Genomic DNA, 24798 nt, shown 5'->3' with positions numbered 1-24798 from the left:
GATCAGCCCCAGCACTTATCGAGGCCTTCCTTGACGCTGATCGACGGCACCCCGTCGACGGGCTTGTCGGTCACGAGGTTGACGCCGGTATTGTGGAAATCGAGGCCTTCGCTCTTTTGCGGCTTCGCGCCGGTCTCGACGTATTTCTGGATCGCCTCGATGCCCTGTGCGGCCATCTGCAGGGGATACTGCTGCGAGGTCGCACCAATGACGCCGTCCTGCACGTTCTTCACGCCCGGGCAGCCGCCGTCGATCGAGACGATCGTCGCCTGTTTCTCGAGGCCCACAGCCTTCAAAGCCTGATAGGCGCCGGCTGCGGCCGGTTCGTTGATGGTGTAGACGAGATTGGTGCCCGGATCCTCCTGCAGGAGGTTTTCCATCGCCGTACGCCCGCCGTCCTCGGCCCCGCCGGTGACGTCATGGCCGACAATGCGCTTGTCGTCCTCGTCGCCCCATTTGTTCTTGTCCTTCGGGTCGATGCCGAAGCCGACCATGAAACCCTGGTCGCGCTGGACGTCGACGGAAGGCTGGCTCGTGGCGAGATCGAGGAAGGCGATGTGGGCTTCCTTGTCCCCCAGCGTCTTCTTCGCCCATTCGCCAATCAGCTTGCCGGCCTGGAAATTGTCAGTCGCGAAGGTGGCGTCGGCCGCATCCGTCGGCTCGAGCGTCGTGTCGAGAGCGATGACGAGGATGCCGGCGTCGCGCGCCTTCTTGACCGTCGGCACGATCGCCTTCGTGTCGGAGGGGGTGATGAGAATGCCGTTCGCCTTGTCGGCCATGCAGGATTCGATGGCGTCGACCTGGGACTGGTTGTCGCCGTCGTACTTGCCGGCATAGGTCTTGAGGTCGACGCCGAGTTCCTTGGCCTTCTCGACGGCGCCCTTCTTCATCGTCACGAAATAGGGGTTCGTATCGGTCTTGGTGATCAGGCAGGCGCTGGCCTTCTTGCCGGAACCCGAGCTGCCGCCGGAGCCGCTGTCGCTCTGCGCGAGCGCCGGTGCGGCAGCGAATGCGCCAGCTACCGCGCCGCCGATGAGCGTCGTTACGACGATGGATGGAAATCGCATCGGTATTCTCCTCCCGGATGGTGAATTTCGGCAGCGATGACTGTCCTCCCGCATCGCCCATGGAGAAGAGAATACCACCGTCCGTCATAAGTCAATAAATAAATCAATCTTAATTATTAACTCCTTGACAGAACGCGTACCCGGCGCAAGGTGGGCCGCGATCGATACGCCCGACCTTCGGAATATCGGCGCCGAAGGGAGGCTTTCGTGGAGGACGGAACGGACGGGGAGGGCGAAGGGGCAGAGCGCGCCCCGTCGCCGCGAGGCTCCAACCAGAGCGGAATGCGCGCGCACAACGCGCGGCTGGCGCTCAGCCTCGTGCGGCGTCACGGCCGGCTGACGAAGACCGAGCTCGCCCGGATGACGGGCCTTTCGGCGCAGACGATCTCCGTCATCATGCGCGATCTCGAAGGGGAGGGGCTCTTCGTGCGCGGCGAGCCGATCCGGGGGCGGGTCGGCCAGCCGTCGGTGCCGCTTTCGATCAATCCCGAGGGCGCGTTCTTCGTCGGGCTGAAGGTGGGCAGGCGCAGTGCCGACATCGTGCTCGTCGACTTTCTCGGACGGTCCCTGGCCGCCCTGCGGCGCAGCTACGCCTGGCCGCGGCCCGCGGAGATCGTGTCCTTCGCGAAGAGCGGGATCGCCGCCTTCGAGGAGAAGCTTGCGCCGGCCTTGAGGGCGCGCATCGCCGGACTCGGCATCGCCATTCCCTTCGAACCCTGGAACTGGGCACACGAGATGGGCGTGCCGGCGCACGAACTCGATGTCTGGCGTACCGTCGATCTGCGCAGCGAGATCGAGGCCGTGTGCGCCTATACGGTCTATCTCCAGAACGATGCGACGGCGGCATGTGCGGCCGAGCTCGTCTTCGGCGATCATACCGGCCATGGCGACTTCATCTATTTCTATCTCGGCACGTTCGTCGGCGGCGGCATCGTGCTCGACGGGCATCTTTATGCCGGACGGACGGGCAATGCCGGTGCGCTCGGCTCCATCCCGGTTCCCGATCCATCGGGCGACGGCGTCGCGCAGCTCATCGACGTCGCCTCGATCATCCTGCTGGAACGCATGCTCGTCGCCGACGGCATCGATGCTTCCCCGCTCTGGCGGACACCGGACGACTGGAGCGGCATCGAGCGCTATGCCGAAGCCTGGGTCGAGCAGGCCGCGGCCGGGCTCTCGCGCGCGGTCGTCGCCGCCGTTGCGGTGATCGATTTTTCGACCGTGATCATCGACGGCGGATTGCCGGTGGCCTACCGCGATGCCGTCGTTGAGGCGACGCGCCGGCACATGGACGATCTCGATTGCGCCGGCATAACGGTGCCCGAAATTCGTGCCGGATCGATCGGCTCGCTCGCGCGCGCGCTCGGCGCGGCGAGCCTGCCGCTCTTCGACCGCTACCTGCTCGACCCGAAGGCGCTGACGCGCGAGCGATAGGGCGCGCGTGCCCGTCGCACCACCAAAAGCACAAAGCGAAGAAAACATGGCACATTTCGTCGCCGTGTTCGCGGCTGCGAATTGACTTGCACGCATGACATGTTTCTATCGGTGCGCCGGATCGTCCGGCTTTCTCGCGCGCACATAACTGTCTCGGGGTATTGCGATGCCGGCGTCCACGCTTCCCTTCACCATGGTCGAATACGAGCGGCGGCTCACCAAGGTGCGTGCCGCCATGCAGGAATGGGAGGTCGACGTCCTGTTCGTCGAAGACCCGTCGAACATGGCATGGCTGACCGGCTACGACGGCTGGTCCTTCTACGTGCACCAGGGCGTGCTCGTCTTCCTCGACGAGGATCCGATCTGGTGGGGACGGCTGCAGGACGCGAACGGCGCGATCCGCACCTGCTGGATGGACGACGACCGGGCGTCGGGCTACGCGGACTATTTCGTGCAGGCCAAGGACTGCCACCCGATGGAGGATCTGGCCGCGATCCTCACGCGCAAGGGCTATGCCAACAAGCGCATCGGCGTCGAACTCGACAATTACTACTTCTCCGCCAAGGCCTTCCTGACGTTGCAGAAGGAGCTGCCGAACGCGAACTTCGTCGATGCGACGGCGCTCGTGAACTGGCAGCGCGGCGTGAAGTCGGACGAGGAAATCCTTTTCATGCGCCGTGCCGCGCGCATTTCCGAAAAGATCATCGATGGCATCCTGGAGCGCATCGAGCCGGGCGTGAAGAAGCACGAGCTCGTCGCCGAGATCTATGCCGACGCGGTACGCGGCGTCGACGATTCTTGGGGCGACTATCCGGCGATCGTGCCGCTCCTGCCTTCGGGCTCGGACGCTGCCGCGCCGCATCTCACCTGGAGCTGGACATCGTTCGAAAAGGGCGAGGCGACCTTCTTCGAGATTTCGGGCTGCTACCGCCGCTACCATGCGCCGTTCTGCCGGACCGTCTTTCTCGGCAAGCCGCCGCAGCATCTGGTCGATGCGGAAAAGGCGCTGGTCGACGGGCTTCACGCGGGGCTCGATGCGGCGCGGCCGGGCAATTGCGCGGGCGACGTCTCCCGGGCGCTTCACGCCGAACTCGCCAAGGGCGGCATCGAACGCTCGGCACGCTGCGGCTATCCGATCGGCATCTCCTATCCGCCGGACTGGGGCGAGCGCACGATCTCGTTCCGCGACAACGACAATACCGAGCTGCAGGCGGGCATGACCTTCCACTTCATGCCGGGGCTGTGGATGAAGGATTGGGGCATGGAGATCACCGAAAGCATCCTCGTGCGCGAGGGTGCGGCGGCGGAGTGCCTGTGCAACCGGCCGCGCAAGATGTTCGTGAAGGACTGAGCCGGAAGGTGAGCCAGACAGCGCACATGCTCGAACGCACGCGGGCGATCCTCGCCGATCTCGTCGCCTTTCCGACGGTCTCGGCCGACGGCAACACGGCGCTGATCGGCTACGCGGATTCCATCCTGCGCGAAGCGGGCGCGCGCAGCTTCGTCACCTTCGACGAGACGGGCACGAAGGCGAACCTCTTCGCCACGCTCGGTCCGGATGGCGACGGCGGCATCGTCCTTTCCGGTCATTCCGACGTCGTGCCGACGGACGGGCAGGAATGGACGAGCGACCCGTTCGAACTGCGAGAGGAGGACGGAAAGCTTCACGCGCGCGGCGCCTGCGACATGAAGGGCTTCATTGCCTGCTGCCTTGCCATGGTGCCGGCCTTCGCCGAGGCCGAGCTGAAGCGGCCGATCCACTTCGCCTTCACCTATGACGAGGAGGTCGGCTGCTTCGGCGCGCGCGCCCTGATGGAGGAACTGGAGCGCGCCGCCATCAAGCCGTCCGTCTGCATCATCGGCGAGCCGACCTCGATGCGCATCATCGAGGGGCACAAGGGCTGCTTCGAATACACGACCGAGTTCACCGGCACCGGCGGCCACGGTTCGCAGCCCGACAAGGGCGTCAACGCGGTGGAAATCGCCGTGCGTTACGTTACCCGGCTGATGGAACTCGGCGAGGCCTTGAAGAGGAAGGCACCGGCCGAAAGTCCGTTCGAGCCACCCTGGACGACGGTTCAGGTCGGCCGCATGGAAGGCGGTTCGGCACGCAACGTCATCGCCGGCCACTGCGCCGTCGAATGGGAAATGCGGCCCGTCGTCGACGAGGACGCGGCCTTCGTCAAGGACGCGCTCGCGCGCTATGTCGAAACCGATCTCCTGCCCGCGATGCAAGCGATCGCGCCGGAGACGGGCATTGCCGTGCGCACGATCGGCGAGGTGGCCGGTCTCGAACCGATGCCGGATTCAGAGGCGCTCGCCCTCGTCAGCGAACTGACCGGCGGGCGCGAGCGCGACGTCGTCGCCTTCGGCACGGAAGCCGGCCTCTTCCAGGACGCCGGTATCGCGACGGTGGTGTGCGGGCCCGGTTCGATCGACCAGGCGCACCAGCCCGACGAATACGTCGACCTCGATCAGCTCGAAGCCTGTCTCGAGATGCTCGCCAGGCTCGTAAAGCGCCTCGCCGAAACTTGAGAAGCTCTCGCTTTACTGCTCGTTTTATCCCAAACGACCGGTCCGCTCTTTAACCATCGACTGAAATGGCGCCGTTTGCGAACGGGCATCGTGATATCGATCGATTTGAGAAGCATTTCTTAAACGTGTGTCGATAGAACGGGCCCAAGAAGAGGCGGCCGCATAATGGTTGAGAACGATCGGCACATTCCAAGAGACGTCTATCAGTCGCTGGTCTGTTCTCTATATGCCGATAGGGGAACGCTGACGGCGGGGTTGTTCCTGCATGTCGGCGCCGGCCTTCTCATCGGTTTCAAGCTCTCCGATCCGGTCTACGCGGTCAGTTCGCTCGTCTTCATCGTCATCTGGCTCGCCCGTCGCATCCAGATGCGCAGCTTCGATCTTGGCGACGGCGAACAGCACAGCCGGGCCGAAATCCTTTACTGGGAACGCAGCTATATCCTGGCGGCGAGTTCCGTCGCGCTCACATTGGGCTTCCTGTCGGGCTACAGCATTCTCACCTCGCGGGATCCGTTCGCCGAGTTCCTGCTCTTCTCGCTGACGTTTGCGACACTCGTTTCGGCCGTCGGGCGCAATTACGGCTCGCGTCACGTGGTCAGCGCTGCCCTGCTTGCGTCTTTCGTACCGATCATCGCCTGCCTCCTGTCGAAGCTGAACATCTATTTCGCTTTCGTCGCGATCTTCATCGTCGTGTTCGGCCTGCTCGTGCGCAAGATGGCCGCCGGCGTGCGGGAGTTCCTGGTCGAGAACTTCATGGCGAGCCGGGAGATCGCCGAGATCGCGCAGCAGTTCGACACGGCGCTGAACAACATGCCGAACGGCCTGTTCATGCTCGACGTCAACGAGCGGATCGTGGTCGCCAACGAGAAGGCCGGCCGCCTGCTGCAGATCGACGATGTCGACCAGATCGTCAATCACTCGCTGAAGGCGGTGCTGCGCCTTGCCGTTTCACGGAAGGTCTTCGACCAGGACCGGGCGAGCGTCATCGAAACGCAGCTCGTCGATCTGATCCGCGGCCGGCAGTCGCGAGCGCTCGTGCGCCTGTCCGACGATCTCCTGGTCGAGTTCACGGCCAAGCACGATTCCGAGAGCGGCACCGTCTTGAACTTCGAGGACGTCACGGCGCGTGTGAAGGCCGAAGAGCAGGTCGTCGAGATGGCACGCTACGACAGCCTGACGAGGCTTGCGAACCGGGCCTATTTCGTCGAGCTCATCGGGGGCGCCCTGAAGGGCCGCGCCGATGGGCGAAAGATTGCCGTCGCGGTGTTCGACATCGACGACTTCAAGCATATCAACGACACGACGGGCCACCTGACCGGCGACCGCCTGCTGTGCGAATTCGCCATGCGCCTGGGGCAGGTCGCGCCCGAGCGCCTGATCCTGTCGCGCTTCGGCGGCGACGAATTCGTCGTCTTCATCGGGGACGTGGCCGGCGAAGACGATGCGCACGAACTGATGGCCACCATCCACGAGGCCATGCGGGGTACCTATTTCGTCAACGGCCACCGTCTGTCGGTCGGCGTCAGCGGCGGCGTGGCGGTGTTGTCCGCGCACGAGTTCCACCTCGAGACGGCGCAGATCAAGGCCGATCTGGCGCTCTACGAATCCAAGCGCAACGGCAAGAACACGTGGACCGCTTTCGTGCAGGAGATGGACGACGAGTATCGCCACCGACAGAGCCTGATGGAGGATCTGCGCGAAGCGATCGCAACCGATGCGCTTTCGTTGGTCTACCAGCCGATCATCGACCCCGACCGCATGCACGTCGATTGTTGCGAGGCGCTGTCGCGCTGGACCCACCCCGAGCACGGGTCGATATCCCCGGTCGTCTTCATCGAACTCGCCGAGGAGATGGGCATCATCGGCGACCTGACGCGAAGCGTGCTCCACACCGCCTGCCGCGACTGCATGACGTGGATCGGCGACGTCAGCGTCTCCGTCAACCTGTCGGCGATCGACCTCCGGGACGAAGGCATTTTGGCGACGATCCGCTCGGCGCTCGATGCGAGCGGCCTTCCCGCGCGCCGCCTGCGGGTCGAGGTGACCGAAAGCGCCTTCGTGCGCGACCCCTCGAAGGCGCACGGGATCCTGCGCGAGATCATGGAGATGGGTGCCAGCGTCTCGATCGACGACTTCGGCACGGGATATTCCAGCCTCAGCTACCTCAACACGCTGCCGTTCGACACCGTCAAGATCGACCGCTCCTTCGTCGACGACGTACCGGCGGACGAGCGGCAGCTCAAGCTCCTGAAGGGCATCTTCCGGCTCTCGCGCGATCTCGGCTTCGACGTGGTGATCGAAGGCGTCGAGACGGAGGAGCAGCTTCAGGCCCTTCGATCGGCCGAGTGCGTCGATCAGATACAGGGCTACGTGTTCGGCCTGCCCCTGCCTTCCGCCTCGGTCAGCGAACTGGTGGCGACGACCGAATTCCGGAGCATTCCGGCCCTGCGCAACGTCTCTTAAAAGCCCTTCGGATCATGCATTCATGATCCTTCATGCGGTCCGGTCTGCGCGATGACGCTCCGGCAGACGGGCGAACCGTATCACCGGTACGCTCGACGCGGTTCTTGTCGCACCTGACGCAACCCCGTCCGGCCTGAAAGGCTCTGGCGCTTCCGTATCGTTCCGAAAGCCTCTCGAAGCCTTCGAATGCGCGCAATCGCCACGGCGCCGGCAATCACGGAATTGTGTCGCAATTATATCAAATTGTTTGTAAACGCCGTCACCCTGTCGTAACTTTTCGTTGAACAAGTTTAACGAGGGGTAAACGAGTGACGACGTTCATCACCAAACCGGACCTTGAGGCAAAGCCGGATTTCAACGCACGCATCTTCGATCTTCTCGATCGCGTCGAGTACCGCCGCATCGAGACGGCCGAAGACATGGAAGAGGTCGGGCGCATCCGCGCCAAGGCGTACAAGCTCGCCGACATCATGCCGATTTCCGGGAACGTCATCATCGACGATCTCGACTTCGATCCCCAGTCCTACGTCTTCGGGATCTACTACGACGAGCGGCTGATCAGCACGATGCGCATCCACCACGTGACGCCGGAGCACCGCGTCAGCGCATCGGCGGGCATCTTCTCGTCGGCGATCGACTCGTTTCTCGATGCCGGAATGTCGCTGATCGACCCGGCGCGCTTCGCCGCCGATCCGGAGGAGATGCGCCACCTTCGCGGCATGCACATGCTGACGATCCGCCTGGCGCTGATCGCCACCGAATTCTTCGATGCCGATCGGTGCCTCTCGATGGTGGTGCCGCAGCATGCGGCGTTCTACGAGCGAACGATCGAATCCCGGGTGGTCGTACCGGCGACGAGCGAAACCGGTGGCTACAACGTATCGGCGACGCTGCTTGCCGCGGACCTTCGCAGCTCGCGCCATCGCATCAACGAGCGCTTCCCGTTCTTCCGTGCACAGCGTCACGAGATGCGCATGCTCTACGGAAAGCCGAACGACGTCGCCTCGACGCCGCTGACGATCCTTCCGACCGCACGCTACGCCGCGAACATCCGTCGTGCACCGAGCGCAGCCTTGCCGGCGTAAGGCGGTTCCAGCGATCGAAGGACATTGGGGATACGGCGTCGCAAACGCGACGCCGTAGTGTCAGTCAAAACCTACCGAAAGCGAACGGTGTCCCTTTTTCGAACGAGCGTCGGGGATCGAAGCTGGCCTCTCGCTAGAGGATCGGCAGGCTTGCCGGCTCCTTCCCGAGTACGAATGCCGTGTCGATACGGTCGATCTCGTCTTCCGAGAGGTGCAGATCGCTCGCTGCGGCGTTGTCCTCGACGTGGTTCGTCTTCGACGCCTTCGGAATCGCGAAGACGGCAGGATTGCGGGTGAGGAAGGCGAGCACGACCTGGCGCGGCGTCGCATCGCGCGTAGCGGCGATCTCCGACAGGACATGGCCGCCCTCGCTCGCCTCGTCGGGGAAGGCGTCGTGGCCGAACGGGCTGTAGGCGGTCAGCGCGATACCGTGTTCGACGCACCACGGCAGGACGGAATGCTCGATGGTGCGCTCCTTCAGATGGTAGAGCACCTGGTTGCAGGCGATACGATCGCCGGCGATGCGATAGGCCCGGTCGAGATCCTTCGTACCGAAATTGCTGACGCCGAACGAGCGGATCTTGCCGTCCGACTGGAGCCGGTCGAACGCTTCGAAGGTTTCCTCGAGGCGAAACCGGCCGGGCCAGTGCAGCAGATAGCTATCGAGCCGGTCCGTGCGCAGCCGGCGCAGCGAACGCTCGCAGGCCTCGATCGTGCCCGACCGGGACGCGTTGTGCGGCAGCACCTTGGAAACGAGGAACACCTCGTCCCGCCGGCCTTCGATCGCCTCGCCGATGACGGGCTCCGCTTCGCCGTACATCTCCGCCGTATCGATATGGCTCATGCCGTAGTCGAGCCCGTGGCGCAGCGCGGCAACGGCGCTCGCCCGGTCTGCATGGTCGAGATGCCAGGTGCCCTGGCCGATTACCGATGTTTCGAAGGCGGTCGTTCCGAAACGTCGCGTCTGCATCGGATGTTCTCCTTGCCGACCGGTCGGCCAGCATCGTCGCGTCTGTATGGGGTGAACAGGAACAACGCGAGACAACCTTCGCGAGTTCGTCTGTTTTCGGACTTTTTTGGATCGCACGATCATGAAAGCCGCCGGGCGGGACAGCGTCCCGGTTGCCTTTCGATCGGCGGAAGATCGCGGGAAACGAGGGGTTCTGGAACGGGCTCCCCCGGCAGCGTCCGTGAGGCCGTTCTGCAGGGTGTGCCGCCGTTCAGCCGGCGCGCAGGATTTCCAGGAATGTGGTCCCGTAGCGCTCCAGCTTCTTTGCCCCGATGCCGTTCAGTCCGGCCATCTCGTCGAGCGTCGAAGGCTTGGCCGCCGCCATCTCGATCAGCGTACGGTCGGGAAAGACGACATAGGCCGGAACGCCCTGCTCGTCGGCGAGCGTGCGCCGGCGCTTCTTCAGGAGCGCAAGCAGGTCCTGATCGAGATCGTCGGGCATCGGCGGGCGTTCGCGCCGGGAGGCCTTTTCGCCGCGGGCGCGCTTGACCGGCACCTTGAGTTCGACGGTCTGCTTCCCCTTGAGGACCGCCCAGCCCTCCGGCGTCACGCGCCAGCTTCCGTGCTGCATGTCGACGGCGGCGAGTCCCAGCGCGTAGATCTGACGGAAGAGGTCCTGCCATGCGCCGCGTTCGATATCGGCACCGACGCCGAAGGTGGGCAACTGGTCGTGGCCGAGTTCGCGGATGCGATCGCCGTCCTCCCCGCGCAGCACCGCGATCAGGTGGCCGATGCCGAAGCGCTCGCCGGTCCGAACGATCGCCGAGAGCGCCTTTTGCGCATCCACCGTCGCGTCGTAGCGAGCCGGCGGCGAAAGGCAGAGATCGCAATGCCCGCAGGCGGCAGCCTCTTCTTCGAAATAGGCGAGAAGCGTCTGGCGCCGGCAGCGCGGCGCCTCGGCGAGCGCAAGCAGGGCGGAAAGGCGGGCATGGTCGGTGCGCTTGCGTTCGTCCGGCGCATCGGAATCGTCGATCTGCGCACGGCGAAGCTTGATGTCGTCGACGCCGAAGAGCGTCAGCGTTTCGGCCTGCAGCCCGTCGCGGCCCGCACGCCCGATCTCCTGATAGTAGTTCTCGACCGTCTTCGGCAGGTCGGCGTGCACGACGAAGCGCACATCGGGCTTGTCGACGCCCATGCCGAAGGCGACGGTCGCCACCATCACGAGATCGTCCTCGCGGCCGAAGCGCGCCTCGGCGAGCTTGCGCGTCTCGGCCTCGAGCCCGGCATGGTAGGCCAGCGCGTTGACGCCTTCGCCGCGCAGATGTTCGGCGAAATCCTCGCATTTGCGTCGCGAGGAGCAGTAGACGATGCCGGCCTGCCCCTTGCGCCGCGTCACGTAGTCGCAAACCTGCCGGCGCGCGTTCGCCTTCGGCTCGAAGGCGAGGAAGAGGTTCGGCCGGTCGAAGCCGCGCAGGAATTCCGCCGGCGGACCGTCGAAGAGCTTGGCGACGATGTCGGCGCGCGTCTCGCCGTCTGCCGTCGCGGTGAAGGCGGCCGTCTGCACGCCGCCGAGTTCGCCGCGAAGCGTGCCGACGGTCAGGTAGTCCGGCCGAAAGTCGTGGCCCCACTGGCTGACGCAGTGCGCCTCGTCGACGGCGAGAAGCGAGACGCCGGCGCGCCTTAAAAGTCCGATGCTGCCGGAAAGCCGCTCCGGCGCCATATAGAGAAGCTTCATTTCGCCCGAAGCGATCGCGCTCAGGATCGCCTCGTTCTCGTCCGGTGCGTTCGCGGAGGTCAGCGCACCGGCCGAAACGCCGCTTGCGCGAAGGGCCGCCACCTGGTCGCGCATCAGCGCGATCAGCGGCGAGACGACGACCGTCATGCCCTTCCGCGTCAGGGCGGGAAGCTGGTAGCACAGCGACTTGCCGCCGCCCGTCGGCATGACGGCCAGCACGTCGCGGCCCGCCTCGATCGCCGAGACGATCTCTTCCTGTCCCGGTCGGAAATCGTCGAAGCCGAAGGTTTCCTTGAGAATCGCGCGCGCTGAAGCCATGGCCGGTGGTAGCCGTGCCGCCGGCGGCGTTCAATGCGACGCGAGCGTCAATCCACCGCTCTCGGGCGTGGAAGCGCCCTACAGGTCGCTTTCCGCCATGTCGTGGATGAGCACGAGATCGGAAAGGCTGCGATAGCCCATCGACCAATCGGGAAACCGGCGTTCCTCGATCGTCGAGAAGGAAAGCCGGACGCAGCCCGAATGCCGCGGATCCCGGGCGATGCGCGCATAGAGGCTTTCCACGGTCTTCGTCTCGCCCTCGATGATCTGTGCGAAGCCGTTGCCGTCGAAAGCGAGAACGCCGGTGATGCCAAGCGCCGAATTGTTGCGTGCCGCATCGGTGAGGATGGCGTCGATCTCGCCGCGCGTCAGACCGGGACGGGCGGTGCTTGCGTAGAGAAGCGAACTCAGGGCCATGACCGACACTTCCGGAGGCGAGCCCCTCGATCTTCGGCGCCGGCTCGCAAAAACGCGCGTGCTGTCATAAGTATTCGAGGAAGCGACGTCCAGTCGTGGCCGCTCGGCCGGTTCCGACGTGGTTTACGGCGGCGCGACGGGCGACCGGGAGCGAGCAGAAAGGCGCGGGGCGCAGGGCGTCCGGCGCGGGAGAAGGGCGACATGGAGGTCGAAGAGGGCGAGCGCGTGCACGCCAGGCGGTGGCTCGCCAGCTATCCGGCAAGCGTCGCGGCCGAGATCGGGCCGGAGCGCCCGCGCGATCTCGCGACGCTGATCACGCGTTCATGCGCGCGCAACGCCGACCGCGCGGCCTTCACCTGCCTCGGCGTGACGATCGACTACGCGACCTTCGAGACCCTATGCGACGCTTTCGCCGCCTGGCTTGCAGGGCTTGAACTTCCGGCCGGAACGCGCGTCGCGGTGATGATGCCGAACATCCTCGCCTGGCCGGTCGCCGCGGCCGGTACGCTCAAGGCCGGCATGATCCTCGTGCCCGTCAATCCGCTCTATACGGCGCGTGAGCTCAAGCACCAGCTCGCCGATTCCGGCGCGACCGTGCTGGTCGTGATGGAAAATTTCGCGCACACGTTCGAGGCGGTCGCGAAGGAGACGCCCGTCGAGCATGTCTGCGTGGCCAGTGCGGGCGATTGCATGGGGGCTCGGGGCCGGCTCGTCGATTTCGTCGCGCGCCACGTGAAGCGCATGGTGCCGGCGTGGCGCGTTCCGGGTCATGTCCCTTTCCGGGCCGCGCTCGAGGCCGGCCGGAAGGCGTGCCGCGAAGGGCGGGGTGCCAGGGCGGTGCCGAAGCCGGAAGACGTCGCGCTCCTTCAATATACAGGCGGGACGACCGGCGTCGCCAAGGGCGCGGTGCTGACCCATGCCAACATCGCCTCGAACGTCGCGCAGAACCTTTCCTGGCTGCAGAGCGCCTTCACGAGCCGGCGCGAGCCGCGCCAGCTCACCTATCTCTGCGCTCTGCCGCTCTACCATGTCTTCGCGCTGACGGTGACGCTCTTCACCGGCATCGAGCACGGCACGCATATCGTGCTCGCGCCCAATGCGCGCGACATCGGCTCGCTGATCGCGATCCTCAAGCGCTACCCGATCAGCGTGCTGCCGGGGCTGAGCACGCTCTTCGCCGCCATGCTGCGGCACAAGGGTTTCGACCGCATCAACTTCTCGAGGCTGATCCTGACGCTCGGCGGCGGCATGGCGACCGAACCGGATGTCGCGAAGCGCTGGCAGGCGGTCACGGGCTGCGCGATCGCGGAGGGCTACGGCCTTTCCGAAGCCTCGCCCGTCGTCTCCGCCAACCGCTTCGATCTTACCGCCTTCACCGGCACCATCGGCGTGCCGCTTCCTTCGACCGACATCGTCGTTCTGGACGATGCGGGATGCGAGATGGCAGCGGGCGAACGGGGCGAGATCTGCGTCAAGGGACCGCAGGTCATGCGTGAATACTGGAAACAGCCCGACGAGACGCGCGCCGCCTTCACGGAAAACGGCTATCTGCGCACCGGCGACATCGGCATGATGGCGCACGACGGAACGCTCACCCTCATCGATCGGCGCAAGGACATGATCGTCGTTTCCGGCTTCAACGTCTATCCGAGCGAGATCGAGGCAGTGGTGTGCGAGCATCCCGGCGTGCGCGACGCGGCGGCCATCGCCATGCCGGACGCGATGTCGGGCGAAGTCGTGAAACTCTTCGTCGTCGCCGGCGACGAAAACCTCGACGAAGCGACGATCCGTGCATGGTGCCGCGAGAGGCTGACGAACTACAAGCGGCCGAGAAGCATTGTGTTTGCGAACGACCTGCCGAGGAGCGCGTTGGGCAAGGTGCTCCGCCGCAAACTGCGCACGGGCGAGCCCGCTTGATCTGTCCACCGTTCGCGCCATACCGCCTTTTGCGCGCGGCGCGCTTACGAGGAGCCTGGGAAAAGAATGAACGAAGCCACCGACAAGGCCATCGCGAAGTTGAGGACGACGGCCGGGGATGCCGCACCGAAGAGCATGCGCGACGCGTTCGCCGACGATCCGCAGCGTTTCGACCGTTTTTCCGCCCGGTTCGAGGACGTGACGCTCGACTATTCGAAATGCGCCGTCAGCGACGCGGTGATGGACGGCCTCTACGCCGTGGCGCGTGCGGCCGACGTCGAGGGCCGGCGTGACGCGATGTTTTCCGGCGAGAAGATCAATACGACGGAAGACCGTGCCGTCCTGCACGTCGCGCTGCGCAACCGTTCGAACCGCCCGATCGACGTCGACGGCGAAGACGTGATGCCCGAGGTGAACGCCGTCCTCGACGCGATGGGCCAATTCGCCGAAGCCGTGCGCTCCGGCGAGATCACGGGCGCGACCGGCAAGAAAATCACCGACATCGTCAATATCGGCATCGGCGGATCGGATCTCGGTCCCGTCATGGCGACGATCGCGCTCAAGCCCTATCACGACGGGCCGCGAGCGCATTTCGTCTCGAATGTCGACGGCGCCCATATCGCCGATACACTGGAAGGCCTCGATCCGGCGACGACGCTCGTCATCGTCGCGTCGAAGACCTTCACGACCGTCGAGACGATGACGAACGCGCACACCGCGCGCCGCTGGATCGCCGGCGCTCTCGGCGAGGAAGCCGTCATCGACCATTTCGCCGCCGTCTCGACCGCGCTCGACAAGGTGCGCGAATTCGGCATGGACGAAAAGCGCACCTTCGGCTTCTGGGACTGGGTCGGCGGGCGCTATTCCGTCTGGTCGGCGATCGGCCTGCCGGTGATGATCGCCGTCGGACGCGACGATTTCGGCCGATTCCTCGACGGCGCGCACGCGATCGACGAGCATTTCCGCACCGCGCCGATGGAAGAGAACCTGCCGATCCTGCTCGGCCTCGTCGGCTTCTACCATCGGGAAATCTGCGATTACGGCTCGCGCGCCGTCATCCCCTACGACCAGCGGCTTTCACGCTTTCCGGCTTATCTCCAGCAGCTCGACATGGAATCGAACGGCAAGGGCGTGGATCGCGACGGGGAAACGCTCGACCGCCATTCCGGTCCGGTGACGTGGGGCGAGCCGGGGACCAACGGCCAGCATGCCTTCTTCCAGCTGCTCCATCAGGGCACCGATCCGGTGCCGGTGGAGTTCATGGTCGCCGCCAGGGGGCACGAGCCGGAGCTCGACCACCAGCAGCGGCTTCTGCTCGCCAACTGTCTGGCGCAGTCGGAGGCCTTCATGCGCGGGCGTTCGCTCGACGAAGCGCGCCGGCAGCTTCTCGACAAGGGCATGGGCGAGGACGAAGCGAACCGCATCGCGCCGCACCGCGTCTTCACCGGCAACCGGCCGTCGGTCACGATCCTCTACGAGGAACTGACGCCCTACGCGCTCGGCCGCCTGATCGCGCTCTACGAGCACCGCGTCTTCACCGAAGCGCAGATCTTCGGCATCAACGCGTTCGACCAGTGGGGCGTGGAACTCGGCAAGGAACTGGCGACGGGCCTGCTGCCGGTGGTGGAAGGTAAGGAGGATACGCAAGGCCACGATTCCTCGACCGCCGGCCTCGTCGCGATCGTCCGCAGGATGCGGGGCGAGACTGCATCCGGATAGTCGGGTAACGCTCGCCGCGTTGTTCGGGCGTTCTATCTATCGGCAAAGGGAGGGCGCCCGGGGAAGGGCGCTTGTCGGGGGGCGGCTTTGCTGGCATCCTTTGCGAAAAGGGGGAGGAGCGATGTTCCTCGATCTCAAGAACTACGATCCGCCGCCGGAGCCCTGGCATCCGGAGCCGCAGAAGAAGGGTCTGTCGCCGCGCGGCGAAAAGGTCCTTCTGTGGCTGCTTTTCTTGAACTTCCTCATGCTGCTGATCGCGCCGATCGGCGGCGCGACCATCGTTCAGGGCATCATCGCAATTTTCCAGTAGTGCGTTAAGTCGGTTCGCCTATTCGCTACGTGAGCGATCCGCCCGGCCGACAGGACGCGCTATTGGCTGGGGTGCTCTAACGTGAGGGAGTCTTTGGCGAAGAACCCGTAGCCGTGGCGGGGTCCGTTGCCGCCCTGGCCGTCTTCGCCTCGTCTTCCCTCGCGCCGGCCCTTCCGTCGAAGAACTTCGTCTTCCCGCCTTTCCACAAGACCGCGTCGACGCAGATGCGGGCCTTCAGATACGCCTTGTCGGTGATGGTCAAGCGATCGACGCCGGTGACGAGGCGCTTGTCCGTGCGTGTCCTGCCCGGCGCGAGCTTCGGGTCCGGGTTCAGCGGCACGCCGCCGATGCTCTGGCCGAGGACGTCTTCGAACCAGGCCGTGGCGTCGGCGATCTCCACCTGTGCGTCGGCGACGTTGCGGTAGGTGATCGAGACTTCCGTCCCGGGGCCGTCGTGCTTGTCGGCCGACCACTTCTCGACCTTGAAGATCGAATCGCTGCCGCTCGGACAGTCGGCGGCACTGGCCGCGATCGGCATCGCGGCAAGCGTGGCCGATGCAGCCATCAGGACGATCATGCGCATGGCGGTCTCCTTCGGATCGGGTCCGCCGAGCATGCGGCGAGCGGCGGACGGTTTCAAGCGCGTCGTACTCACCGGTCGCCACCGACGCGATCACCATGCAATCACCGGCAACCAAAGCGCGTATTAACGCGGTATTTACCATATCCGGTGAATGTTCGGTCCAAGTCGAAGGGCTGCACGATACTGGAGCGACATCGTCCTCCAGCGTCCTCCTGTTCAGGGGGCGCGCCTCGTTCGGGGCGGTGGGGCCATTCATTGCGAATGCAGTCGGGTTGGGGCGACGTAACGATCATGACACCTTCACGAGACAGCCGCGGACGTTCTTCGTCCCTCGATGCATTGAGCCGGACGATCGACGGGCTCGAAGCGCGTATCGAGGGCCTGATGGTGCGCCAGGGCGGCACGAGTGGCGACCACACGGAGCATCGGACAGCCAGGGCGCCGGGGGACAAAGCGATTGCCGAGCGCGAAGGCGCGGCACGCACCGCCGGTGCTGCCGGCCCCGACGACTCGGATTCGGCGATGCGGGAGATCGCGGAGAAGCTGCTGGGCCTGCGTGGCGACCTGAAGCGCGATTTCTCCGACAGCCTCTCCCGCGAACTTTCGGGCCTGCGCGACGAACTCGCCGATCTTTCCGAACGGGCGAGCCAACCGCTTTCCAATGCCTTGCGCGGCGAACTCGGCCGTCTGGCCGGCGCGATCGAACGGCTGGGTGCACAGCCCTCGGACCCTTCCGATACGGCTTTGGCCGAAGAGGTCGCCGGCCTGCGCGAGACGGTCGGCGCCGTGGCGCGCGAGACCGAACGCGGCTGGAGCGTCCTCGATGAACGCCTTTCGAAGCTCGACGACGGCTCGCTGCGCGAGGAGGTCGGCGCGCTCGCCGGAAGGCTCGAGGAGATCAAGGTTTCCATCGCAGGGCTCGGCGAGAGCCCGGAAGCGGAGGAGACCGAGACGCAGCTCAAGGCCGTCGCTTCGGCACTCGAAACGCTCGCCGAACAGGTCAATCTCGACGAGGCCTCGATCGACCACCGCTTTTCCGAGCTCGGCGAACGGCTCGACGAGATCAGTCGCGCCGTGATCGCGGTCGGCGATTCGGGAAACAGCGAAGAAACGCTTTCGCGGATCGAAAGCCGCATGGAAGGCCTTTCCGCGCAGCTCGAAGGCACCGGCGACGGCGAGGCGATCGAACGGCTTGCCGACCGCCTGAGCGGCCTTTCGGAAAAGCTGGACGGGGTTGCGAGCGAAGGCAGCGTACGCGCGCTCGGCGACCGGGTGGAAAGCCTCTCCGGCCTGATCGGCGATGCAGGAGATCCGGAAAACGCGACGGGGCTCGCTGCACGGCTCGCCGAAATCTCGACGCGGATCGAAGGCCTCGACCACGGCACGCTCGACGAGGCGCTCGCCGGTCGGCTCGACGATCTCGCGGAGCGGATCGATGCGCTCGGCACGGCCAACCAGGCCGGGCAGGACGGGCTCGTCAGCCGCATCGAAGCGGTTATGGAACGCGCCCAGTCGCGCGGCGAGGCGTCCGTCGGCGCGCCGGACCTTTCCGGTCTCGAACAGCGTCTCGACGACATCGCCCGCCGGCTCGACGAAAGCCAGAGCGCTCCCCACGATGCGGGCGCGATGGATCGGCTCGAAGAACAGCTGGTCGGCCTCAGCCAGATGATGGCAAAGGGCCCGTCCATGGGCGAGACGCATCTCGAACCGCGCATCAGCGCGATCGAGGAGCATCTGGAGACCAACGACGACTACATCGTCGAGGCCGCGCGCCAGGCGGCCGAAGCGGTGATCGAGGCCTATGCGCAACGGCCGGTCGGATCGTCGCAGGACCGCGAGGGCGAGATCGCCGCGATGTCGGAACTCGCGCGCGATCTGCGCACGCTCGAGAATCTCGGCCGGCACAGCGAGAAGCGTACCGCGCAGGCCTTCGAGGCGGTGCACGATACGCTGATCAAGATCGCCGAGCACCTGCAGGCACTGAACGACACGCGCCACGGCGGGAAGCCGTCGGTGCCGCCGGTCACCCCTCTTTCGGTACCCGGCGAAGAGGCCGACGCGTATGCCGGCGAGCATGCCGCGCAGGCCGAAACGCCGGTCGCACGCGGCGACGTCGATGCGCGCGAGGAAGGCGCGGCGGCTGCAGCCGGGTTCGCCGGTCTCGACGTGATGGCGCTCGACGACGATCGCGACGATCCGTTTACCGGCGGGGACGAGATGCCGGCAGCACGGGCGCATGACGACGCCAAGACGCGCAACGCGCTCGCCGAAACGCCCGCTCTTGACCCTGCGGACGCCTTCGACCGCGAAAACGAGGACGAACGCGACGATCTCGATGCGGCGGTGCTCAATGAGCCCCTCGAACCCGGCTCCGGCCAGCCCGACATTCGCGGGCTCCTGCGCCAGAGCCGGCGCAGCGACGACGAACGATCCGCGGCAGGCGGGGATTCCGCTGCCGGTGCGAACGAAAGCCAGACGGACTTCATCGCCGCCGCGCGCCGTGCCGCCCAGGCAGCGGTGAGCGAAGCGGACACGACGAAGGGTGCGAAGGAAAAGACCGGTTCCGGTTTCACCGGAACGGCCAAGCGCCACCGCCGCCCGATCCTGCTCGGTGCCGGTGCGGTGCTCCTCGCGCTCCTCGCCTGGCCGCTCGCCAACGACTTCTTCGAGCAGCCGGACCAGCCGGTCGCGGCCATCGGCGCGCAGGATGCCGGCACGCCGGGCGTTTCCAACGAACAGACCGCTTCGACGACGTCGCGCGCCTCGGACGCCGAAGCCGATCTCGACACCGTTCCTTCCATCGATGGCGGGGGCAAATCGCCGGCCGCGAAGCCCGACGACGCGACGGGCGCGTCGACCGCGCCGGCGGCAGACGCCAAGGCACCGCTCGTCAAGGACGCCGAGCCGGCCGATCAGGCGGTGGACGGCGATGCGGCGGCGAGCGCGCCGAACGATACGCAGGCCGATACGCCGAGCAAGCCCCAACGGGCGGCACGCGACCTTCCCGCACCGCCGTTCGGAACGAACGCCGGTTCTCCGACGAAGGGCGAGACGGCCGATGGCGAACCGGCTTCGCAGGTACTGACGCCGCAGCGGATGCTTGCCGACGGCGCGCTTTCGCTCGGCTCCGCCCAGGCGGTCAAGGACGCCTCCCGCCTGAGTGCGGCCGACGCCGCAAACGGCGACGACGGCGATCCGGTGGCCACGGCGCAAACTTCGAACGCGAAAGATACGGGGTCGGAAGCGGGCAAGCAGACGGCCGATGCCGGCAGCACGAGCCCCGTTCCGGCCGTGCCGGAAGCGATCGGTCCGGCGGCACTTCGCAAGGCGGCCGAAAAGGGCGATCCGAAGGCGCTGTTCGAGATCGGTGCGCGCTACACCGAGGGTCGCGGTGTCGACACCGACCTCGGCGAAGCGGCCAAGTGGTACGAGGCGGCCGCCACGCGCGGTTTCGCGCCGGCCGAATACCGGCTCGCGAATTTCTACGAGAAGGGCTCTGGCGTCGACCGCAACGTCGACACGGCGAAGAACTGGTACACGAAGGCGGCGAAAGCCGGCAACATCAGTGCCATGCACAATCTCGCCGTGCTCTACGCCATGGGCGAGGACGGCAAGCCTTCCTACGACAACGCGGTGCGGTGGTTCCAGGATGCCGCCGAACATGGCGTGAAGGACAGCCAGTTCAACCTCGCCATCCTCTACGCGCAGGGCAACGGCGTTCCCCGCGATCTGACGCAGTCCTACAAATGGTTCGCCATCGCGGCCCGGGGCGGCGACAAGGACGCGACCGACAAGAAGGAGCAGGTGGCCGCGGCGCTCGACAAGAGCGATCTCGCGAAGGCGCGCCAGGCGGCTACCGACTGGCAGGCCGAGCCCATCGATGCGAAGGCCAACGGCGCCGACATGCCGGCCGCCTGGAGCGGCAAGGAAGTGACGACCGGTTCGGTCGACATGAAGAAGGCCGTGCGCAACATCCAGGCGATCCTGAACAACAACGGCTACGATGCCGGCCCGACCGACGGGATGATGGGCGAACATACCCGTTCGGCCATCCGCGCCTTCCAGAAGTCGATCGGCGCCGAGCCTACCGGCAAGATCACCGACGGCCTCATCCGCAAGCTCATCGCGCTGAACGCCAAGCATGGTCCGAAGGCTTCCGGCACCGCCGGCTGAGCCGGCGCCGATGGTCGCAGCCGGCAGCCACGTTCGAGAAGGAAAGCGGGTGCCGGCGGCTGAGTTCGGCTCGTGCCGGCCCGGCCGCCGCGCCGGGCGATGGAGCGATGGGACGCACGGGTTCCTCAGCGATTGACACGTTCCAGGCGAGTGCGCATGAAGGGTGGGTGAAGCGTCTTTCCCGCCATGTCGATCGAGGGCGCGCATCCCTGGGAACGTGACCCGTGACGATCTACCTCCCGATCGCGGAACTGTCGGTCAATATCTTCGTGATTCTGGGGATGGGGGGTGCGGTCGGCTTTCTTTCCGGCCTGTTCGGCGTCGGCGGCGGCTTCCTGATCACGCCGCTCCTGATCTTCTACAACATCCCCCCCGCCGTCGCGGTCGCGACGGGCACCAACCAGGTGGTCGCTTCTTCCTTTTCGGGCGCGCTCTCCCACTTCCGCCGCGGCTCGCTCGACGTCAAGCTCGGGCTCGTGCTGCTCGTCGGCGGCCTTTCGGGTTCCACGGCCGGCATCTTCGCCTTCAAGCTCCTGAAGAGCCTCGGCCAGCTCGACCTCATCGTCTCGCTTGCCTACGTCACCTTCCTGACCATCGTCGGATCGCTGATGATGTGGGAGAGCGTCGGCGCGCTGAAGCGCCTGCGCGCGCAGTCCAGGTCGCCGGGTTCGTCGAGCGCGGCGCCGCGCCACAACCAGCATACCTGGGTGCACCGGCTGCCGCTGAAGATGCGTTTCCGGCGTTCCAAGATCTATCTGAGCGTCATTCCGGTAATCGGGCTCGGCTTCGGCATCGGTCTCCTGACCTCGATCATGGGTATCGGCGGTGGCTTCATGATCGTGCCGGCGATGATCTATCTCCTGCGCGTACCGACGAACGTCGTCATCGGCACGTCGCTCTTCATGGTCACCTTCACGACCGCCTTCGCGACGCTCGTGCAGGCGACGACGAACCATACCGTCGACGTGATGCTCGCCATCATGCTGATCGTCTCGTCGGTCATCGGCGTGCAGTACGGGGTTCGCGTCGGGCGAAAGCTGCGTGGCGAATGGCTGCGCGCGGGCCTCGCATTGCTGGTGCTCGCCGTCGGCGTGCGCCTGGCGGTCGGGCTGTTCCTGCGCCCGGAGGACATCTATTCCCTCATCGCCACGGGGGCGACGGCGCAATGATCGGCCGCGCACCCCTTCGGCGCGGCATCGCCGCCTTCGGTCTGGGGCTCGCGCTCGCCTGCCTCGCGCTCGTCTCCGGCGCGGCCGCCGCACCGGGCGACGCGCGCATGCCGGAACTGCGCGGTGGGCCGCTCGATCCGACGAACGACAACGGCGCCCTGACGCTCGACGACGGCGAGACGCTCGAACTCGGCATCTCGACGAGCGAGATCGCCGTGAAATCGAACTTTTCCGGCGCGGAAATCACCATCTTCGGCGCCATCGTCGACGCCAACCCCTTCGCGCTCGCGCTCGACCAGTACGATCTGGTCGTCACGCTGGAAGGGCCGAAGCTCGCGACGACGGTGCGGCGCAAGCAGCGCGTCTTCGGCATCTGGATCAATCGCCATTCGGTCGACTTCCACCCGATCCCGACCTCCTACTCGCTGTCGAGCACGCGTCCGCTCGGTGCGCTTGCGACCGAGGCGACGCTGGAGAAATACGGGATCGGGACGGAAAACCTGAAGGTCGCGCCGCTCCAGAGTTCGGCCGATAGCCAGGTGAACGTCGCCGCCTTCCGAGAAGCGCTCCTGCGGCGCAAGGAGAGCCTCGGCCTTTATCGCAGCGATCCGAAGGGCGTGAACTTCGTCTCGTCGACCCTTTTTAAGGCTTCGATCAGCCTGCCGGCGAACATCCCCGTCGGCACCCATACGGTACACGGCTATCTCTTCCGCAACGGCAATTTCGTAGCCGAAAAGCGCCTGCCGCTGCACATCGTGAAGACCGGTCTGGAACAGGCGATCAACACCTATGCCACCAACGACGCCTTCCTCTACGGCATCTTCGCGGTCCTGCTCGCGGCACTGACCGGCTGGCTCGGCAGCGTCATCTTCCGGCGGGACTGAAGGGTCGGCCGCTCGATCCGGCTCAATGTCCGCCGTCGTCTCCCGCTTCGGCGACCTTTTCGGTGGAGACGACCGTGCTTCCCTGGTTGAGGCGGTTTTCGATGTCCTTCTTGGTCAGGTAGTCGATCTGATTGACGAGGACATCGTGGAAGGCCGGTGCGCCGACCCTTGCGTTCAGCGCTTCCTTGACGCGGGCGCGGAAGGTCGCGAGGTCGAAATGGTCCATCTGCGACGGGTCGATGATGCGGTTGCCGACGAGCAGCGTATAGAGCGTGTCGGTGATCAGCGACTTGGCCGGCACGGTGAGCTTCGCCTCGAGGTCGGGATCGATCGTGTAGCCGAGGCGGGCCAGGAAGTAGCCGTTCACCTTTCCGCCGTCGATAACGGGGATCGAGAACATGTCGGCGGCGACGTGATCGAGCCCGCCGAGCATGGGGGCGGGTTCTGCGCCCTTCGGCTCGGGTTTGGCCATCTGCATGGAGAAATACACCGAGGCGAGCGACAGGGCGCAGATCCACACGCCCGAAACGACGAGGCGAAGCATCACGAATCTCCGGCTAAAGCGCGCATCGTCGGGCCCTAGAACTCGGCATAGCGGTACTGTTCGGCGGAGTAGGTACCGTCGGCTTCCGCCTCGCGCATGGCGTCCTTGATGAGATCGCTGACGGCGCGCACGGCCGCGACATGGGCGCCGACCTTGCGTTCGTTCTCGACGAGAAGCCCCTTCGCCGCTTCGAGGCGGCGAGCGGCGGTGGCGCTGAAGCTCTGGTTGTCGACGGCCCGCGCGATCTGCGTCAGGTCGTAGAGGCAGCGCGACTTCGCCGCGTTCGAGGCCTTGAGGTCGAAATCGACGTCGCGGCCGATGCGGCGGTTTTCCTCGTGGAGCACGGTTTCGAGACGCGTCAGAACCGCCTCCAGTCGCACGTCGTCCCGCGTCTCGGCATCCATCAACCGGCCTCCATCCATGATTTCGTCTTCGTGTCGTCCCCGGTGGCCAGTTCGTCGAGGCCCTGCATCTGGAGCTGGTGGACGAGCCCGCGCGAAACGTTCAGATCGTCGCCCGAAACGCGGGATTGCGGCATGCCGCGCAGGCCGAGCGACGAACTCTGCGAAAGCTTGTCGGCGATGCCGATGCCGCCCCGGTCGGCGACGACCGAGGCGACCTGCTGGGCCATCATGCTCTTCCAGATGTTGCCGGCGGTTCCCTTGCCGTAGACGTCCGAGCTGTCGCTCGGCAGCATTTCCTTGATGAAGCTCTGGAGCACCATCGCCTCGAACTTGCGGTAGGCAGGCGGCGTCGCCGTCTCCCCGGCGGCGGTTCCGGCGTTCGCGGCGTGGCCGGCGGACGCGTTTCGGTCGAAATGGCTTTCGAAGGCCTGGCTCGCCTGAAGCGTCGCGGCCGGAGAGGCCGGCGCCTTCGTCGTGCCGGTCGCCAGGCGCTCGCTCGCTTCGCGCACCGAGACGGGATCGGCGGCGCGGACCACGTCGAGGACGATATCGCCGGGCGGGGAGATGGACACGGGGGCGGTGCACCTTGTCTGCTGTTCGGTTCGCCGGACGTCGCGGACGGGCCGCGTCCCACGTTCCGGCTACCGGGAAAGACCTGGCCGGCACTATGCGTGGCGAAGCTTACGGGAGGCTGGCGTCGCCGCGATGGACGCGCTGATCGAGCAGGTCGTAGAGGTCCTCTTCCTCGCCTGCGCGGGTTTCGTGCGCGCGCGCCTCGGCATGCCGCTCGTCGAGGCGGTCGCCGCGGGCGCGTTCGGCGAGGGCGTTCTTCTCCTTCACGCGTGCGAGCCCCTGAAGCCGGGTGCGTTGCGCGCCGAGCGCCATTGCGCGCCGGGCGTAGTCCTTCGAAAAGAGCGGATGCGGTCCGCGCATCGAACCGATCGCCTCGAGCGTGTCCTCGATCTGGCGTTCGACCCTAGCGATCTCGCGATTGGCGTCGGCGAGTTCGAGCTCGGCCATGGTTTCGATCTGCCGTTGAACGGCGGCGAGGCGCTTGAGCTTGTCGGCGGGCGGCCTCTCCATGGCACGTCT

General features: G+C 65.9%; 20 protein-coding genes. 11 read left to right on the top strand and 9 right to left on the bottom strand.

All coding sequences use genetic code 11. The features are described from left to right. Positions 1 to 2: 2 nt before the first annotated feature. A complete protein-coding gene (locus tag FJU11_RS13230) occupies positions 3 to 1067 on the bottom strand; it encodes a sugar ABC transporter substrate-binding protein (RefSeq protein WP_141167542.1) in 1065 nt (354 codons plus the stop codon). Between the two features lie 282 nt (positions 1068 to 1349). Between FJU11_RS13230 and FJU11_RS13225 the strand changes: the two genes are divergently transcribed. From FJU11_RS13225 to FJU11_RS13205, 5 genes are all read left to right on the top strand, one after another. Further along, positions 1350 to 2501, top strand: a complete 1152-nt coding sequence (locus FJU11_RS13225; RefSeq protein WP_141167561.1) for an ROK family transcriptional regulator — start codon at positions 1350 to 1352, stop codon at positions 2499 to 2501. A 166-nt stretch (positions 2502 to 2667) separates the two neighbouring features. Further along, positions 2668 to 3852, top strand: a complete 1185-nt coding sequence (gene doeA, locus FJU11_RS13220; RefSeq protein WP_141167541.1) for an ectoine hydrolase DoeA — start codon at positions 2668 to 2670, stop codon at positions 3850 to 3852. A gap of 8 nt (positions 3853 to 3860) precedes the next feature. Beyond that, positions 3861 to 5036 (top strand): acetylornithine deacetylase, encoded by a 1176-nt coding sequence (argE, locus tag FJU11_RS13215; RefSeq protein WP_328591728.1) that lies wholly within the window; start codon positions 3861 to 3863, stop codon positions 5034 to 5036. A 165-nt stretch (positions 5037 to 5201) separates the two neighbouring features. Next, positions 5202 to 7499 carry a putative bifunctional diguanylate cyclase/phosphodiesterase gene (locus tag FJU11_RS13210; RefSeq protein WP_141167540.1) on the top strand — a complete coding sequence of 766 codons (2298 nt, stop codon included), beginning with the start codon at positions 5202 to 5204 and terminating at the stop codon, positions 7497 to 7499. Between the two features lie 308 nt (positions 7500 to 7807). Next, complete coding sequence (locus FJU11_RS13205) at positions 7808 to 8584, top strand: N-acyl amino acid synthase FeeM domain-containing protein (RefSeq protein WP_235891025.1); 777 nt, start codon at positions 7808 to 7810, stop codon at positions 8582 to 8584. 133 nt (positions 8585 to 8717) lie between these two features. Here the strand turns inward: FJU11_RS13205 and FJU11_RS13200 are convergent, their stop codons facing one another. From FJU11_RS13200 to FJU11_RS13190, 3 genes are all read right to left on the bottom strand, one after another. Further along, positions 8718 to 9554 (bottom strand): aldo/keto reductase, encoded by an 837-nt coding sequence (locus tag FJU11_RS13200; protein ID WP_141167539.1) that lies wholly within the window; start codon positions 9552 to 9554, stop codon positions 8718 to 8720. 250 nt (positions 9555 to 9804) lie between these two features. Further along, the gene (recQ, locus tag FJU11_RS13195; protein WP_141167538.1) at positions 9805 to 11586 is read right to left on the bottom strand and encodes a DNA helicase RecQ; all 1782 of its coding nucleotides are present in this window, start codon (positions 11584 to 11586) and stop codon (positions 9805 to 9807) included. Between the two features lie 78 nt (positions 11587 to 11664). Then, positions 11665 to 12003 (bottom strand): BLUF domain-containing protein, encoded by a 339-nt coding sequence (locus FJU11_RS13190; protein WP_141167537.1) that lies wholly within the window; start codon positions 12001 to 12003, stop codon positions 11665 to 11667. A 201-nt stretch (positions 12004 to 12204) separates the two neighbouring features. Between FJU11_RS13190 and FJU11_RS13185 the strand changes: the two genes are divergently transcribed. The 3 genes from FJU11_RS13185 to FJU11_RS13175 all read left to right on the top strand — a co-directional run bounded on the left by FJU11_RS13185 (position 12205) and on the right by FJU11_RS13175 (position 15949). Then, positions 12205 to 13920: an AMP-binding protein gene (locus FJU11_RS13185; protein WP_141167536.1), complete on the top strand. Its 1716-nt coding sequence runs from the start codon at positions 12205 to 12207 to the stop codon at positions 13918 to 13920. A gap of 66 nt (positions 13921 to 13986) precedes the next feature. Further along, on the top strand, positions 13987 to 15639 hold the full coding sequence (gene pgi, locus FJU11_RS13180) for a glucose-6-phosphate isomerase (protein WP_141167535.1): 1653 nt from the start codon (positions 13987 to 13989) through the stop codon (positions 15637 to 15639). Positions 15640 to 15760: 121 nt separating this feature from the next. After that, positions 15761 to 15949 (top strand): hypothetical protein, encoded by a 189-nt coding sequence (locus FJU11_RS13175; protein ID WP_141167534.1) that lies wholly within the window; start codon positions 15761 to 15763, stop codon positions 15947 to 15949. Positions 15950 to 16025: 76 nt separating this feature from the next. Here the strand turns inward: FJU11_RS13175 and FJU11_RS13170 are convergent, their stop codons facing one another. Next, entirely contained in the window at positions 16026 to 16604 is a 579-nt protein-coding gene (locus FJU11_RS13170) for a hypothetical protein (protein WP_141167533.1), read from the bottom strand. A gap of 219 nt (positions 16605 to 16823) precedes the next feature. On the opposite strand from FJU11_RS13170, the gene FJU11_RS13165 reads away from it, so the two are divergent. The 3 genes from FJU11_RS13165 (at position 16824) to FJU11_RS13155 (ending at position 22758) form a co-directional block, all read left to right on the top strand. Beyond that, complete coding sequence (locus tag FJU11_RS13165) at positions 16824 to 20705, top strand: peptidoglycan-binding protein (RefSeq protein WP_181408183.1); 3882 nt, start codon at positions 16824 to 16826, stop codon at positions 20703 to 20705. 224 nt (positions 20706 to 20929) lie between these two features. Next, positions 20930 to 21874: a sulfite exporter TauE/SafE family protein gene (locus FJU11_RS13160; RefSeq protein WP_141167531.1), complete on the top strand. Its 945-nt coding sequence runs from the start codon at positions 20930 to 20932 to the stop codon at positions 21872 to 21874. Beyond that, the gene (locus tag FJU11_RS13155; protein WP_181408182.1) at positions 21871 to 22758 is read left to right on the top strand and encodes a TIGR02186 family protein; all 888 of its coding nucleotides are present in this window, start codon (positions 21871 to 21873) and stop codon (positions 22756 to 22758) included. Before FJU11_RS13160 ends, FJU11_RS13155 begins: the two co-directional genes overlap by 4 nt. Before the next feature lie 22 nt (positions 22759 to 22780). On the opposite strand, the gene FJU11_RS13150 is transcribed toward FJU11_RS13155, so the two are convergent. The 4 genes from FJU11_RS13150 to FJU11_RS13135 form a co-directional block, all read right to left on the bottom strand. Continuing rightward, entirely contained in the window at positions 22781 to 23302 is a 522-nt protein-coding gene (locus FJU11_RS13150) for a hypothetical protein (protein WP_141167529.1), read from the bottom strand. A 35-nt stretch (positions 23303 to 23337) separates the two neighbouring features. After that, a complete protein-coding gene (locus FJU11_RS13145) occupies positions 23338 to 23706 on the bottom strand; it encodes a hypothetical protein (protein WP_141167528.1) in 369 nt (122 codons plus the stop codon). Then, positions 23706 to 24278: a rod-binding protein gene (locus tag FJU11_RS13140; protein ID WP_141167527.1), complete on the bottom strand. Its 573-nt coding sequence runs from the start codon at positions 24276 to 24278 to the stop codon at positions 23706 to 23708. The genes FJU11_RS13145 and FJU11_RS13140 overlap by 1 nt, the downstream gene beginning before the upstream one ends. Positions 24279 to 24387: 109 nt before the next feature. Further along, the gene (locus FJU11_RS13135) at positions 24388 to 24789 is read right to left on the bottom strand and encodes a hypothetical protein (protein ID WP_141167526.1); all 402 of its coding nucleotides are present in this window, start codon (positions 24787 to 24789) and stop codon (positions 24388 to 24390) included. Positions 24790 to 24798 lie beyond the last annotated feature (9 nt).

It is taken from the genome of Pararhizobium mangrovi, from assembly GCF_006516965.1.
GTDB classification, from domain to species: domain Bacteria; phylum Pseudomonadota; class Alphaproteobacteria; order Rhizobiales; family Rhizobiaceae; genus Pararhizobium_B; species Pararhizobium_B mangrovi.
Note: the sequence above shows the minus strand (reverse complement) of the source record. Positions and strands in the feature narration are given on the sequence as shown.